At 63.3% G+C, this 14,545-nt stretch carries 17 protein-coding genes; 7 read left to right on the top strand and 10 right to left on the bottom strand.

Annotated elements, in window-relative coordinates:
• Positions 1–72: 72 nt before the first annotated feature.
• Positions 73–927 (bottom strand): S41 family peptidase, encoded by an 855-nt coding sequence (locus H145_RS21530; RefSeq protein WP_169513199.1) that lies wholly within the window; start codon positions 925–927, stop codon positions 73–75.
• Positions 928–1,513: 586 nt separating this feature from the next.
• On the opposite strand from H145_RS21530, the gene H145_RS0115240 reads away from it, so the two are divergent.
• The 6 genes from H145_RS0115240 to H145_RS0115210 all read left to right on the top strand — a co-directional run bounded on the left by H145_RS0115240 (position 1,514) and on the right by H145_RS0115210 (position 8,399).
• Positions 1,514–2,773 (top strand): efflux RND transporter periplasmic adaptor subunit, encoded by a 1,260-nt coding sequence (locus H145_RS0115240; protein ID WP_019949023.1) that lies wholly within the window; start codon positions 1,514–1,516, stop codon positions 2,771–2,773.
• A gap of 33 nt (positions 2,774–2,806) precedes the next feature.
• Complete coding sequence (locus H145_RS0115235) at positions 2,807–3,484, top strand: ABC transporter ATP-binding protein (protein WP_019949022.1); 678 nt, start codon at positions 2,807–2,809, stop codon at positions 3,482–3,484.
• Positions 3,485–3,511: 27 nt separating this feature from the next.
• Entirely contained in the window at positions 3,512–5,869 is a 2,358-nt protein-coding gene (locus H145_RS0115230; RefSeq protein ID WP_019949021.1) for an FtsX-like permease family protein, read from the top strand.
• Between the two features lie 390 nt (positions 5,870–6,259).
• On the top strand, positions 6,260–6,844 hold the full coding sequence (locus tag H145_RS24885) for a thermonuclease family protein (protein ID WP_262489236.1): 585 nt from the start codon (positions 6,260–6,262) through the stop codon (positions 6,842–6,844).
• A gap of 51 nt (positions 6,845–6,895) precedes the next feature.
• Positions 6,896–7,531, top strand: a complete 636-nt coding sequence (locus tag H145_RS0115215) for a DUF6266 family protein (protein WP_026351546.1) — start codon at positions 6,896–6,898, stop codon at positions 7,529–7,531.
• 175 nt (positions 7,532–7,706) lie between these two features.
• On the top strand, positions 7,707–8,399 hold the full coding sequence (locus H145_RS0115210; RefSeq protein WP_019949018.1) for a hypothetical protein: 693 nt from the start codon (positions 7,707–7,709) through the stop codon (positions 8,397–8,399).
• Positions 8,400–8,495: 96 nt separating this feature from the next.
• Here the strand turns inward: H145_RS0115210 and H145_RS0115205 are convergent, their stop codons facing one another.
• From H145_RS0115205 to H145_RS24205, 8 genes are all read right to left on the bottom strand, one after another.
• Positions 8,496–8,855, bottom strand: coding sequence for an ASCH domain-containing protein (locus H145_RS0115205; protein WP_019949017.1), 360 nt, complete (start codon positions 8,853–8,855; stop codon positions 8,496–8,498).
• A 627-nt stretch (positions 8,856–9,482) separates the two neighbouring features.
• Positions 9,483–10,139 carry a PD-(D/E)XK nuclease-like domain-containing protein gene (locus H145_RS0115200; protein WP_019949016.1) on the bottom strand — a complete coding sequence of 219 codons (657 nt, stop codon included), beginning with the start codon at positions 10,137–10,139 and terminating at the stop codon, positions 9,483–9,485.
• 33 nt (positions 10,140–10,172) lie between these two features.
• Entirely contained in the window at positions 10,173–10,448 is a 276-nt protein-coding gene (locus tag H145_RS0115195; protein ID WP_083937803.1) for a hypothetical protein, read from the bottom strand.
• Between the two features lie 100 nt (positions 10,449–10,548).
• Positions 10,549–11,247, bottom strand: a complete 699-nt coding sequence (locus tag H145_RS0115190) for a hypothetical protein (protein WP_019949014.1) — start codon at positions 11,245–11,247, stop codon at positions 10,549–10,551.
• A gap of 69 nt (positions 11,248–11,316) precedes the next feature.
• A complete protein-coding gene (locus tag H145_RS0115185) occupies positions 11,317–11,631 on the bottom strand; it encodes a DUF3846 domain-containing protein (RefSeq protein WP_019949013.1) in 315 nt (104 codons plus the stop codon).
• Between the two features lie 50 nt (positions 11,632–11,681).
• On the bottom strand, positions 11,682–11,861 hold the full coding sequence (locus H145_RS21525; protein WP_019949012.1) for a SymE family type I addiction module toxin: 180 nt from the start codon (positions 11,859–11,861) through the stop codon (positions 11,682–11,684).
• 10 nt (positions 11,862–11,871) lie between these two features.
• A complete protein-coding gene (locus tag H145_RS0115175; protein ID WP_019949011.1) occupies positions 11,872–12,135 on the bottom strand; it encodes a hypothetical protein in 264 nt (87 codons plus the stop codon).
• Positions 12,128–12,484, bottom strand: coding sequence for a hypothetical protein (locus tag H145_RS24205; protein ID WP_157541628.1), 357 nt, complete (start codon positions 12,482–12,484; stop codon positions 12,128–12,130). The genes H145_RS0115175 and H145_RS24205 overlap by 8 nt, the downstream gene beginning before the upstream one ends.
• A 189-nt stretch (positions 12,485–12,673) precedes the next feature.
• Between H145_RS24205 and H145_RS22915 the strand changes: the two genes are divergently transcribed.
• Positions 12,674–13,069, top strand: coding sequence for a DUF2493 domain-containing protein (locus tag H145_RS22915; protein ID WP_019949009.1), 396 nt, complete (start codon positions 12,674–12,676; stop codon positions 13,067–13,069).
• A gap of 1,199 nt (positions 13,070–14,268) precedes the next feature.
• Here the strand turns inward: H145_RS22915 and H145_RS0115160 are convergent.
• Positions 14,269–14,545 (bottom strand): integrase core domain-containing protein (locus H145_RS0115160; RefSeq protein WP_019946365.1); only part of this gene is annotated, 277 nt, incomplete at its 5' end.

Raw genomic sequence — 14,545 nt, 5'->3', positions numbered from 1 at the left:
AAAAGTCGGGGTTATCTGGCACCCGTACCAGGCCAGGCCCCAGGCCAGGCCCCAGGCCAGGCCCCAGGCCACTTAGTTCTTCGCGGTGTATTCTTCTCTGATCCAGCGAATGGCTCGCGGCACTACTTCTGCTGGCCTGAGCGGCTCGTCAGGGGCTAGTGAGTGGCCATACCGTATCAGACGGCGGTCGGCAAACACGGCGGTTGTCAGCAAGAGAACGGATCCATCAGACAAGTAAAAGCGGCCTCTGCCGGTCGATACCCCACATGTGCCCGACCCAAAGCTTCGGGTATGCTTTCTGGCTTTGAAGCAGACGGCAACGGCCTCGCCCGAACTGGCCGTTAGCGTATCGGTCAGCACGGCCACTATTGGGTTGGCAGACACAAGCGTATAATAATTAGCTGTTTCTGCCTCTATGTCGCCGTCCGACAATGCCTTGCCTTTTTCGTATCGCCATGCGGTTTTGGTGTCATTCGCGTCAATACAATAGCCAAGCGTATCTTCTCCCAAAATCGGCCCTGCCCCCACGAGCATCGGCCACATATTCCCGCCCATATTCCCTCTCAAATCCACAATCCAGCCTTTTAATGCTGGCTTATCCCGCGCCTTGATGTGGGCTTGCACTTGGGTCATATACTCGGCCAGCTTTTCCTGACTGCCGACAACCCACGGAATTCTGATGTAGCCGATGTCTTCAGCAACCGGCTCGTCGGGGTATAGCGGGGGCTGCTTGGCAGGGAGTAGTTCGGGGCCTTTCACCGGGCGGGCACCATAAAACTGAGTGTGCTTATCGCCGAGGGCCACGAGGGCAAATTCAACCGCTGGATAGGCCTGCTCAATTGTTTTGGCGCCGCTTGCTTGCGCTAGCATGTTCCTCTTGAACGCTACCCAGTCTATGGTCGCCCGATGAATAAAATTGGCTTGCATAATACGGACTACCTCCTCCAAATACTCCTGCACAGCGGGCGAAGGGGGCGTACGTTCTGCACTATCTGCACTACAGGAAGCAAAGACGAAGAATAAAAGACAGAGCTTGACCCTCATGTTTGCGTGGCATAGTAAAACAACGCTCAATATGCGAAGCTCATTCTAGAAAAACACTGCATTTAACCAGCGAGACGACGCTAGCCCAAACCCACCACTTGTCCCAGAGTTGGGTATTGTTAAACTGCTAGCATAAAACCTCCGAGTTAAAGGCTTTGACTCGACACCTAGCCCTGGCAGCCCCCTTTAGCCCGCAACGTGCGCTACTTTCCGTATTCTGAGAGGACCTCATAAATCATGCAGGCTTCCAAAAACACTGGCTTTCAATTGGCTAGACCGTTTTCCGCCCGTCAACCGATTTAAATTGTATCAGAATCGAACACTCCGCTGTATCAAAACCGGACGTTTAGTGGCAGCTAGCGCCCAAGTCTCAAAACATACTACTGAGTAGCAGTAATTTGCGACACAGGCACCGTTCTTGGCACTTTCGGGCAGTAGCTCATTCCTGTTATTGTCTGCGCCGAACCGAATGGATGTCCTGATACCGAAGAAAAAGTGGTCGTTTGTTGCCCGCTGGTGGTGGCTGGCGGCCCTGGTGCTAATGGGCACGGGAGTGGCCGGCCTCTACTGGCCCCGGCCGGGCCAGCGGCTGCACGTGGCGGCCAGCCGGCTGACCATCAACCCCGTTACGCGGGGTAATTTTCAGGAATTTACGGCCATCGACGGAGTGGTGCAGCCGCTGCTTACTGTGTATCTGGACGCGGCGGAGGCCGGCACGGTGCAGCAGGTATTGGTGGAAGAAGGCGCGACCCTGACGGCCGGCCAACCCCTGCTGCAACTGGCCAACCCCGACCTGCAGCTGGAAATGGTGAACCGCGAAACGGCCGTGTACGAGCTGATGAACAACCTGCGCAACACCCGCAACCAATTGCTGCAAAACCGCATCCTGCGCCAGAATCAGCTGGCCGAAATCGACTTTCAGCTGGCCGAGGCCCGGCGGGTATTCGACACCAACCAACAGCTCTACGACCAGCAGGTGATTGCGCGGCAGGAGTACCTGCAAAGCCAGAACGCCTACCGCTACCAGCTGCGCCGGCGCCAGCTCACCCAGCAGACCCTGCGCCAGGACTCCATTGCCATGCAGCAGCAGCTGGGTACCCTGCGGGAATCGGTGCAGCGCATGAGTAGCAACCTGAACCTGATGCGGCGCAAGCTGGACGACCTGTTGGTGCGGGCCCCGGTCGGCGGGCAACTCAGCGCGCTGGCGGCGGAAGTGGGCGCGGCCAAGACGCGGGGCCAGCGCCTGGGGCAGATTGATGCGCTGGCGGGCGTGAAACTACACGCCGCGGTGGACGAGTTTTATATTGCCCGCATTGCAGCCGGTCAGGTGGGCGAAGTGGTGGTGGAGGGCCAGGCGTATGCCCTGCGCGTGACCAAAATCTTCGCCCAGGTGGCCAAAGGCCTGCAAATCGACCTGGCCTTTACCGGTACCCAGCCACCGGGCCTGCGGCGGGGCCAGACGCTGCCCATTCGGTTGGCGCTGAGTGCCAAGGCCCCGGCGGTGCTGCTGCCCAAGGGCGGCTTTTACCAGCAAACCGTGGGCAACTGGGCGTTCAAGCTGGGGGCCGACGGCACCCGGGCCCAACGGGTGCCCATCCGGCTAGGGCGGCAGAACCCCGACTACTACGAAGTGCTGGCGGGCCTGCAACCCGGCGACCGGGTCGTGACCTCCAGCTACGAAGGCTACGCTGACCAGCAGGAGCTGGTGCTGGATGAAGCACAGCCCTAGGCATCTTACAAACTACCTGACCCTAGAATACGCATGATTAAGACCGAAAACCTGGAAAAGGTGTACCGCACTGAAGAGGTGCAAACCAAGGCGCTGAACCACGTCTCGCTGAGCGTGGAGCAGGGGGAGTTTGTGGCCATCATGGGGCCCTCGGGTTGCGGCAAATCGACGCTGCTCAACCTGCTGGGTTTGCTCGACAAGCCCGACGGCGGCAGCCTGCAGCTGCTGGGCACCGAAACCAGCCGCTACTCCGAGCGGCAGCGGGCCGAGCTGCGCAAGCGCAGCCTGGGCTTCGTGTTTCAGAGCTTCAACCTGATTGATGAGCTGACAGTGTTTGAGAACGTGGAGCTGCCCCTGCGCTACCTCAGCGTAGGGGCCGCCGAGCGGCGGCAGCGGGTGGAACAGGTGCTGGAGAAAATGCAGCTGCTGCACCGGCGCAACCACTTTCCACTGCAACTCTCGGGCGGCCAGCAGCAGCGCGTAGCCGTGGCCCGGGCCGTGGTGAACGCCCCGCCGCTGCTGCTCTGCGACGAGCCCACCGGCAACCTCGACTCGGCCAGTGGCCACGACGTGCTGGGCCTGCTGACCGAGCTGAATGAGGCGGGTACTACCGTGCTCATGGTCACGCACTCCGAGCACGATGCCCGCTACGCCCGGCGCGTCATCCGCCTGCTCGACGGGCAGGTGGTGCTGGAAAACAGCCGCCCCTAGTTCTAACCGATTCCTCTTCCTGCGGCCATGCTTCCCTACCCTTTGCTGCTTATTTACCGCAACTTCAAGCGGTTCAAAGGCACGTTTTTCCTCAACCTGATTGGCCTCTCCACCGGCCTGGCCGGCGCGCTGCTCATCTACCTCTGGGTAAGCGACGAACGCAGCTTCGACCGCTACCACGCCCTGGACGGCCGGCTCTACCAGGTGCTGGAAAACCGCCGCACGGCCGCCGGCATCGAGACCCAAACCGGCACCGTGCCGCTGCTGGCCGAGGCCCTGCGGCGGGAAATGCCGGAGATTGAGTTCGTGGCCACCACCACGCCGGTCCCGTTCTTCCCCGCCTTCACGTTGGCGGCGGGCGGCCGGCACCTTACTGCCGTTCCCAAATACGCGGACCCGGCCTTCTTCCAGCTGTTTTCTTACCCTTTGCTGGTGGGCACCCCTGCCACGGTGCTGCAGGATAAACACGCCATTGTGCTCTCCGAAGCTTTGGCCACCAAGCTCTTTCAGACGCCGCAGAACAGCCTGGGCAAAGCCGTGGAATGGCAAATGGCTGACAGCAAGCAGACCTGCCTGGTGGCCGGGGTGTTTGCCGGGGTGCCGCGCAACTCGTCCGAGCAGTTTGACTGCGTGCTGCCATTTGCCTCATTCAAGGACCAGATGCAGATGGGCGAGACCATCAAGTGGGACGACGACGGCCCCTTCAACACCTATCTGGCCTTGAAGCAGGGGGCCGACCCCGCGCAGTTTCAGGCCAAGCTGGCCGGGCTACTGAAAACCAAAAGCGCGCAGGCCCAAGCCCAGGGGCGCACGCTGCTGGTGCGGCCGTTCGCGGCGGGGTACCTGCACGGCACCTATGAAAACGGCGTCGCCACCGGGGGACGCATTGCTTACGTGCGGCTGCTGGCCCTGATTGCCGGGCTCATTCTGGTGATTGCCAGCATCAATTTCATGAACCTGTTCACCGCCAAGGCTTCGCGGCGGGTCAAGGAAGTAGGCATCCGCAAGGCCCTGGGGGCGAGCCGCGCCGCGCTGGTGGGACAATACCTGACCGAATCCGTGGTGATGGCCCTGCTGGCGCTGGTGGTGGCCGTGGGGCTGGTGCAGCTCGTGCTGCCGCAGTTCAGCGAGCTGACGGGCAAGCCCCTGACCTTGTGCTGGGAGCCCCAATTAGTGGGGGCCAGCTTGGCCCTGGCACTGGGTACGGGGCTGCTGGCGGGCAGCTACCCAGCGTTCTACCTGTCGGGGTTCCAGCCGGCGGCCGTGCTCAAAGGCAAGCTGCCGACCCGGGCCGGTGAGGTGTGGACGCGGCAGGGCCTGGTCGTGCTGCAGTTCACGCTCTCGGTGCTGTTCATTGTGGCCGTGGTGGTCGTCAACGCGCAGATGGCGTTTGTGCAGCGCCAGCCGCTGGGCTACGACAAGGCGCACGTGCTCCGCTTTGATACGGGCGGCAAGGCGGCGCGTGAGCAGACGGCCTTTCTGGCCGAGGTGAAGAAACTGCCCGGCGTCGGGCAGGCGTCCAGCGTGCTGGGCGGCTTTCTGGGCGGGCGCTACGTCGCCGAGATGAGCTGGCAGGGCAAGCGCCTGCCCGTAGCGACGATGCTGGTGGGCTATGACCTGGTGGAAACGATGGGCCTGCACCTGGTAGCCGGCCGCAGTTTTGCGCCACAGTTCCGCGCCGACAGCGCCGCCATCCTCGTCAACCAAGCCTTGGTGGCCGGCCTGGGGATGCCCGACCCCGTGGGCCAACAGCTCGACGGCGCCCGCATCGTGGGCGTGGTCGGCGACTTCCACTACGAGTCGTTGCACGAAAAAATCAAACCCCTGCTTCTCAAGCTCGACCCCCAGATTAACACGGTGCTGGTGAAGCTCCAGCCGGGCGCAGAGCAGGCCACGATTGCGCGGCTTCAGCAACTGTACGCGGCCTATAACCCCGGCTTTACGCTCGACTACACGTTTCTGGATGCCGACTACCAGGCCCAGTACGTGGCCGAACGGCGGGTGGCGGTGCTCGCCCGCTACTTCGCCGGGCTGGCCATCCTCATTTCCGCCCTGGGTCTGCTGGGCCTGGCGGCCTTCACCGCTGAGCGGCGGCGCAAGGAAATCGGTATCCGCAAGGCCTTGGGCGCCAGCGAGCTGAGCATTGTGTGGCTATTGACCAGCAGCATGACCTGGCTGGTGGTCGTGGCCATCGTCCTGGCGCTGCCGCTGAGCTACCTGCTCCTGCAACGGTGGTTGGAGGGCTTTGCCTACCGCGTGGCGTGGCAGTGGTGGTACTTCGCGGCGGCCGGTATGGGCGCCCTGCTCATCGCCTGGCTCACCGTGAGCGTGCAGGCCTGGCGGGCCGCCCGCCGCAACCCCGTGCTGAGCCTGCGGGCCGAGTAACAAGCAAGCAGGCTGTCCGCTCGGAATACCAAAGGACATCCGGTTCCTGGTCAACTATTGCCGTTCCTGCGCCCAGTTCGGGTACGCCGTACGGCTGTTTACCCTGCGGTTTTTGTCCGTGCCCAAGCAGTTACTGGCTGTCGTGGTGCAGACCCTAGCCCAGCAGCTGCACTTGCCCACCGAGGCCTTACACGAATTGGCTTAGCGGTAACCTCTGCTCCTATACCCCCATGAGAACAACCCGTCCTATTGAATAGGACGGGTTGTTTTTTGTGGTCGGCAGTAAATCCAGCTGGCTATACTTTACCGAAATACATATTACACAATTATTGACAAATGATATAAAACTTTACTATGTTTGTTCCTATGAGATACCCCTCCCTCCTACTTATGCTCTGCTGCTCAACGCTAATTCCGGCGGAGGGGCAGACGGTGCGGGCCTCGCGGGCTTTGCGGCCGGGTGGGGCTGCTGCGGTGGTTTTGGGGCCGACTGGTTTCTGGCAGCTGATGCGGGTGCGGCGGGTGGTGGATGCTGATACCTACGAGGTGGATTCGCCGGCGGGGACGGTGGCCCGCGTGCGGCTGCTGGGGGTGGATGCGCCTGAGAGCAGCCAGCCCTACGGCCGGCAGGCCACGGAGCAGGTGGCGGCGCTGGTGCAGGGCCGGCTGGTGTGGGTTCGGGTGCTGGGCGGGGATACCTACGGGCGCAACCTGGTGGCCGTGAAGCTGCGGCCCGCAGCTTTCGATAGGCGACCGGCCGTGGCGCTGGATAGCCTGCTGGTGGTACGGGGCTGGGCCTGGGCCTACGACCCCGGCCATGTGGTGGCAGGGCGGGCCACCGAGCAGCAGCAGGCCCAGGCGGCCCGGCGCGGGCTCTGGAAGTGCGGCCTAGCGGCCCCGGTTCGGCCGGGGGTATGGCGGGCCTTCAATAAACAAGAAAAAGCGCGGGCCTGGGTTGGCTGCCCTGGGTTTTAGCGCGATTAGTCAGCCGGTTTTTTTCTCTCACTCTTTTTTCTCTTTTCACTTATGGCACGAATTCGCAGTCTTCTTGGCGACATTGAAGGGTCGGCAGGACAAATCACGTTCACCAAGCAAAACGGGGTGAACATTCTTCGGCAGAAAGTGGGCCCTAACAGCAGCAACACGCCGGCTCAGCAGAACACGCGCAGCCGCTTCAAGCGGCTGGCCGAACTGTTCCGGGCGCTGAGCATTCCGGTGCGCAAGGGCCTCAAGCCCCAGGGCGGGGTATCGGCCTACAACCGCTTCGTGCAGCAGAACTTCGCCAACACGCAGGCCGACGCGCTGGGCGTGGCCTCGGTGGATTATTCGAAACTGGTGCTTTCGGGTGGGGGCGTGGAGCCGCTGGCCCGTGTGACGGCCGCGCTGGACGCGGTGGCGGGCAAGGTAACGGTGAGCTTCCTCGACAATAGCAACGGCAACGTGGCCCTGGACACCGACGGGGTGAAGGCTTTGGTGGTGAACAAGACTACCGGCCGGGTGGTATCGACCGCCGATGAGGACGCAACCCGGGCCGATGGCAGCATCGACATCGAGGACGACGCGCTGCTGGGCGTGCCGGCCGCCGATTTGATGGTGCTGGCCTTCGCCTACCGGGCGGACGGTACCGATGCCTCGTCTACTACGCAGGCTCAGGTTGCTTAATGGCAGCCGTGCAACGCCGCCCCGGTCTGCTTCTGTCTGGCCGGGGCGGTTTTGCATTTAGGCCAGTCGGGGGCGGTGGGAGCTAGCAAGGAGCTTCCTAGGAGCAACCTACCAGGAGCCCCGGTCGCCTGGCGCTAGCAGTTTATTGCATTTTTCCACGTCAACTTCTCCTATTATGCCTGCCAAAACCGCTTATCAGAAACAAGCCGACAAGCGCACAAAGGATGCATTGCGGCTGCGGGCGCGCTATGATGCGCGGGCCCGCAAATACGCCGGATACCTGATGGCCGCACTTGTTGGGGCCGATGACGCCCGCGCCCGGCTGGACCGGGTGAATCTGCTCTACGGCGTGGATATTTCGACCGAAACTATCCTCATCCACGACCTGCGCACGGCCGATACAGTCGGCCTGCTCGGCGGGCTGCTGGGCCAGAGTGTGCCAGGCGAGGAGGTGCAGCTGCCTGGCCCGACAGTGGACGGAAACGGGGGGCTGGCGCTGGGGGCTGAATTGCTGTTTGGCGAAATCGGGGGTAGTGTGCCGGTTTCACCCACTCCTACGCTCCCGCCTACCCCACCACCTACACCTACCCCACCGCCTCCCCCCGCACCGTCCCCGATTGAGGTTACGGAGCTACGCGTTGAACTATCGGAAGGCAGCTGGTCGCTGTGGGTTGGGGCTAACTCGCCTTCGGGCTCTACCCTTGTTGAGCACCCGGTGTATGCCGGCGAGTTTATCACCTGCTACAACGGCCGCAGCAGGTTTATCGGGCTCGGGGCGAAGTCGGCCGGCGACGAGCTGGTGGTGAAGTTCGCCGACGCGGCCGATTCGACCATCACCACGACGCGCACCATCACGCTGGAGGCCTGAGTGCTCACCCAACGAAAAGCCCCGTACCGGATTGGTACGGGGCTTTTTTGACTTATTGGGGCTGGTCGTGCCAGCCGGGGTGACATGAGCGGGCCCCTAGTAGCGGGCGGGCGTCCAGTGGATGAGCTGCCCGTCGAAGACGGGACCGTAGTGGTCCTGGAACCATTGCAGCAGCGTCTGGGCGTCGGGGAATCCATCGTGGCGGGCCAACTGCTCCAGCTCGGCCCCGCGGATGGGCCGCTCGTCGATGAGCAGGTGCTGACCGTCGAGGATGCGCAGGTGCTGGATGCTGTGCACCGGGGCATCGGGGTGAAAGGTTTGGCCGGTGGCCTGGTCGGCGTTCAGGCAGAAGTGGATGAGCTGGCCGGCCTGCCAGCGGTGGCCCCGGCGGATGGTGTGAATCTTGGTGCCGGCCTGAATCGAGGGCACGAAGGCGGAGTCGAAACCGAGTATCATACAAGTGGGTGATGGTGGCCGCCCGTGGCGCTCTGGCTGCTTCAATAACCGTTTTGGAAAGCGCCTTCCTCTTAAGTACTGACTTGAAACCTACTGTGGAGATGCCTTTTTACTACCCCGTGTTGAATCGAGCGGAGCCCAGGCAAAAGTCAGCGTATGTTGGTGCTTACCGACCGGCTCATACCATATCCACAGGGCCAGATGCAGGCACTGCGTGGAAACTGCGACTACCTCGAAATAGAAAGACTGTTGGTGCACCTCTCGCCCTGCGTCGGCAAGAGTGTTTGGGCGTAGCAGCGCCTGGCCACTCGTTTCATCCAACCAGAAGGCTGGTGGTGACAATCCTCCTGGCGTGGTGCGTAAGCCCGTTAAGTCCAAGGGCCCAATATCCTCCGCGCTCCAGTAGCCAAATAAGTCGGGGCCGGGCTGCACGGAATCAAAAGTCCATTCTCGGGCTAGTAGCATGGTAAAAACGATGCGAAAGATGTTGGACTAGCTATTGAGACCAATAGTAGGAAAACATATCGATGACTGACACTGAACCTAGCGCAATTTACGAAAGGCGGCCATTGTCTCTGTAGGGGGAGATAATGGCCGCCTTTTGCGAGTGTCTGCAGGAGCCATTGCTCAGGCAGCTACCGGCAGTTGGTGCTGAGCGTAGGCGCGGAGCAGGCGCTGGTACTTCTTGCGGCCCTGGGCCATGGTGTCGGCGTCGGCCGAGAGTTCGACCAGCCAGATTTCGTTGGGGGCTTTCTTCTGGACGCCGATGATGAGAAAGCGCTCGGCCTGGAGCACGTCGGCGTAGAAGGCGGCCTGGCGGTCGTAGTCATACTGCTCGACGGTGGCCAGGAAGTGGGCGTAGTCGCGGCAGCTGGTGGTTTTGAAGTCGACCAGCACCCGGCGGCCGAGGCGCGGGGTGGTGAGCAGCAGGTCAGGGCGCACTTTGACGGTGAGGCCCGTGGGCTCGTGGGTGGCGGTGTGGGTGAGCTCGGGCGTGCCGCGGTAAAGCAGGTCGCGGCAGTAGCGGTGGCGGCGCACGGCGGCGGCCAGCGTATCGAGCAGCCGGCGCTGGGCTGGGGCCAGCGTGGCGGGCGGCGCGTAGCGGTCAGGCTCCAGCACGGCCTCGTGGAAGGCGGTGCCGAATACGAAGGCCTGGGGGTTGGCGCTCCGGGTCTGGCCGAGCAGGTCGGCCTTGAGGGTGGACAGGTCGGTGTTGCTGACGTGGGGCAAAGCGCGGTGCTGGGCCTGAGTCAGCTGAGAATGGGCAGTGAGGTTGGTGAACATGGCAGCGTTTTTTGAGCTATTAATTGAGGAGAATTACAGAATGACGGCCAGCTGGCTCTTCTCATCGGCGCGGTGAAGCCAGATATGGGCTCCACCGCACCCCACTTCGTAGGCTGGGGGCGGGAACAGCACGCGCACGGCCGGGGCTAGGTCGCGCACGTCGGACAGTGGCGGGCTGGTGGCCACGAGCTGGGCCAGCTGGGTGAGGCGGGCGGCCTCGGCCTCGTCGGCGGGGGCTTGGCGGCAAACCAATTCCGGGAGTTGAGGCGGGTATAACTCGGGGTCGGGGGCGCGGGAAGTCAGGGGCATAGTGGTAGAGGTCTTGGGGGTGGCGTTTGCATTCTGGCTGTTTGGGCCGCCGGGTGGCCCTCTCCCCTGCTGGTGGCGGTGGGAAGAGGGCCGGGCGGTACTATGCGGCGGGTTCGGCCAGGGCGGCGGTGAAGGCCTCTTCGAGCCGGGCGGGCGTGGTGGCCGGCGGGGGGCTGTAGGCGTGGCTGGTGCGCATTTCGGCCGCGCCGGTGTGGGTTTCCTCGCGCCAGATGGGAAAGTCCTGGGCGAAGTCGCGGCGGGCCACTATCTCGGCCAGCTCGGCGGGCTCGTAGCTGAACTCGGCGATATAGTAGGTGGCCTTCTTGCCGTCCTTGGTCGTCTCCTTCTTCACGGCCTGCACCGTTACCACGACGTCGGCCAGCGTGAGCTCGTCGTAGAACAGCGGCTCGATGAGGCGGTAGAGGTTTTCAACGCTGTAGCCGTGGAAGAGCACGGCGCAAATCGCGCCACGCTCGTCGGCGTAGAACAGTTCAGCCCACAGCTTGCGGCCCATGTTGAGAATGTCATCGGAGAAGATGCGCCAGGCCAGCGGAATGAAGCTGAGCGAGCTGCCTACCTGGGTCATGCCATTGATGTTGAACTGGCCGGCCTTAGCATCGAAGCGAATCTGGCGGGGGTGGCCGGGCAGGTAACGGAAGCGGCTGGTTTCGGTCAGCTCGCCGCTGGCCTCGTCCAGGGTGGCCGTCAGGTAGGCCCGGCGGGGGGCGTGGACAGCAACGGCGGCAGCGGTGGCGGCCGATGCGGCGGGGGTTTTGGGGGTCTTGGTGGCAGTAGCCATGACGAAAAGAGGTAAGAGGGTGAAAAAAGCGGGGCCCGTTAGCGGCCGGCCCCGTCGCCGGTGTGGGGATTATTTAAATTGCTTGTCGTGGCAAAGCAGGGCGCGGCCGACGATGGAATCCTGGCCGCGGGCGGCGGGCTGGTGCTGGTACCAGAGGTAGGTGGCCAGCAGATTCAGGTAAGCTGGCTGGCGGAACTTGCCTTCGTCGTCGATTATCAGAATCAAGTCAGCGGAGAGGCGCACTACGTCGACGGTCTGGCAATCGAGGAGCCGGTATAGCTCGGCCAGCTTGAAGCTGCGGCCGTTTTCGGGGCTGACGGGTTGGGGCTGGGCGCTGTGCGGGTCGAGTAGCTGGGGCTGGTAAGTGGTAGCGGTGGCGGGCATACTGTGGGGGTTTGGTGGCCCGCGCCGCCGTGCAGGGCGCGGGCCGGTGGTTACTGGACTGGGGCGGGGGTGATAATGAGGCGGCTGGCCTGCACCTCGACCTGGGCGACGGTGCCGGGGGCAAAGCCGGCGGCCTCCAGCCAGCGGCCCGAAAGCAGCAGCTTGGCCGTGGCGGCGTAGCCGTACACGCGGCGGCGGTGGCGGTGCTCTATTTTGATGTGGCGTTGCATAGCGGAGCGGCTAACAGGCGGCGGATGCGGCGGCGCGGTCAAGGGCAGCGCGGGGGCTGGCGTGGTACACGCGGGCGGCGGTGGAGAGCATGGCGCGGGCGGCCTGGCGTAGGAGCTTGGCGCAATGCTTATGGCCGGTACACTGCTGGCGGTGGTGCAGGTGCTGGTCGCGGGCGTCGGCGTGGACTGCCTGGGCGCGAGCGAGGAGCCACAGGGCCGGCAGGGCAGCCGCCCACGTGGGGGCGGCTGCTACGGTGGCGGGGGCGCTACGCATGAGAAAAGCGGGCTACACGGCGGGCACGGGCACGGCAGGCAAAACCGGGGCGGCCAAGGCTGCGAACCCCACAGAGGGCGGCGGCGGCGCGGGCAATGGTGCGCTGGGCGTGGTGGCGGCAAACCGGAACACCGGCGGCAGCGGCGGCGGCCACGCCTGCGGATATGGCCTCGAACGGGCAAGCAGCCGACTTGTAAAAAGTAGCTTGGCCGACGTGGTAGGCTACCCAATACTCGGTAGCGGAGTACCCGCCGGGGGCCTGGTAGTGGCTGGTGGCAGCGTGGTGACTTGCGGCGGGACCTGACCAGGCGGCAGCGGCGAGCTGCGAGAATTGCAAAGCAGTGAACATGGCTGTAGAGGTTAGCCGTAGGGTGCGCGGCCGGGGGCCCGCCGGGGTGCGCGTGGCGTCCGGGCCTTTCCCGAACTACTACCTAAATATACGCTATTTATTTGAATATAATACATTATTAGGTAATAATATTTATCTAGTCTTTACATTTAAATACGCTAATAATTTGTATATTGTAGTATGATTAGGATGCAAAAAATAGTAGCTGTGACAGGAAGCCGCGACCTGGCGCACTGCCCGGCGCTGCTGGCCCGCCTGGATGCGCTGCACGGAGCCGGCGAGGTGGCGGCAGTGGTAAGCGGTGGAGCGCGGGGCGTGGATGAGCTGGCGGCCGACTGGGCCAGACGCAACCGGGTGCCGCTGACCGAGTACCGGCCCGACTACCGCGCCCACGGGCCGGCCGCGCCGCTGGTGCGCAATGGGCAGCTAGTGGCGGCGGCTGACCTGGTGCTGGTGTGCTGGGATGGAGTGAGCCGGGGCACGCTGGACGCAGCGCGCCGAGCGGCGCGCCTGGGCAAGCCGATGGAGTGGCTGACCGCGCCCGCGCCCGGTGCGGGGCCGGTAGCCGGCGGGCTGGGGCTGTGAGGCTGGCCGCTGGGGCCGCTACCAGCGCGGTACTGGACGCCTAACCGCCGACCCCGCCCCGCAAGCGCCGCCCCCTGCCAGGAGCCTGACACGGCCCCGCTGACGTTGTGGCGGGTTGCTGACCGGCCGCCCAACCACCTAAGCCTTGAATGATAGGGGGTCTGGGGGCCGCCCCCAGAAAAACTACGCGCGAAGCGCACCTTGAACCTAGATGCTGGGCGAAGCCTGAGCATGAAAGCGCCGCCAGGAATCGGCAAGTGGCTGTGGGGGCTTTAGGGGCAGTGGCTGCGGGCGGTGCGGAGCTTGCAGCGGTTAACACCTGAGTAGCCCCTGTTGCCAGACTATTGGGTGCGCCACTGGTGCCGCTTCTGAGCCGCTTCGAGCTGCAATCTTATGTAACCGCCATGTAATTTCACCCCTGTATTTGTGCCTGTATTGGCTGGAATCGGGGGTTTCTTATGTGACTGGAATCCGGCTGGCGGGGCGCGGGAGCCGGCCGACCAGCGGGAGGCGGGCGGTGGGGCGTATCGGGGGGCTGGTGGCTGACCAGCGGGAAGCGGCCGGCACCCGGAACTGGAAAGACTGAGGCAGGTGCGGTGGAAAGAGGGCGGCCGAGTGGAGCGACGCAGGAGCGCAAGGAGGCGGGCCGGGGTGGTGGGTTTCGGTAGCGGAGGTTGGGGGCCTTTTCGGGGGCCCCGGACCGGAGCGCGGAACGGCATCGGAGCAGTAGAATCAACTGAAATTGGCGGGATGCGCTAGGGATGGTAAGGGAGCGACGCGGAGCGGGAGCTGTGCGTAGCACCGTAGCGAAGCGGAGCCCTGGACAGCCCGGGCCGAAGGCAGCGCCCACATAAGAATAAGTCAATAACTGCAATAATAATTTCTGCGTACCCTATTAGATAGTAGTGTAAATTTTGCATCTTTACTTTACCTATTATACCAGCATCTGACGTATGCGCCACGTAGTTTCTTCCCGCCCTACTCAACCGCCACTGCTGTCGGTGAAGCAGACGACTCTTCAGGCTAAGCGCCTGGGCGAGGCAGTACCTTGTCTGCAGGCAGCTTATGGGCAAGCTTTGGGGAGGTGGCTGGGCGACCCGGTGCTGCGGCTGGTGGGGCGGCCGATTATCACGGAGTGCTACCGGAGTGCGGAGCGGCAGAACGAGCTGTACCGGCAAGGGCGAAGTGAGGTGGTCTAGCTAAGCTGGACAGAGTTGGGACGTTGTTTGGAGTTGTGTTTCGAAGTGGTTTGGCGACTGGTAATTGAGGGCGGAATGCCGGCGTTCCGCGTTGTAATAGGCAATGTGGTGGCTGATTTCGAGCCGGGCTTCGGCTAGGCCAGGGAAGGAGCCGCCGTCGAGCAGTTCGGCTTTGAAGCGGCTCCAAAATGATTCGGCGTGGGCGTTGTCGTAGCAGTTGCCGCGCCGGCTCATGCTTTGCAGGGCGCCCTGTTGGGCCACCAGGTCTTTGAAGCGA

Source organism: Hymenobacter aerophilus DSM 13606, from assembly GCF_000382225.1.
GTDB classification, from domain to species: Bacteria; Bacteroidota; Bacteroidia; order Cytophagales; family Hymenobacteraceae; genus Hymenobacter; species Hymenobacter aerophilus.
Note: the sequence above shows the minus strand (reverse complement) of the source record. Positions and strands in the feature narration are given on the sequence as shown.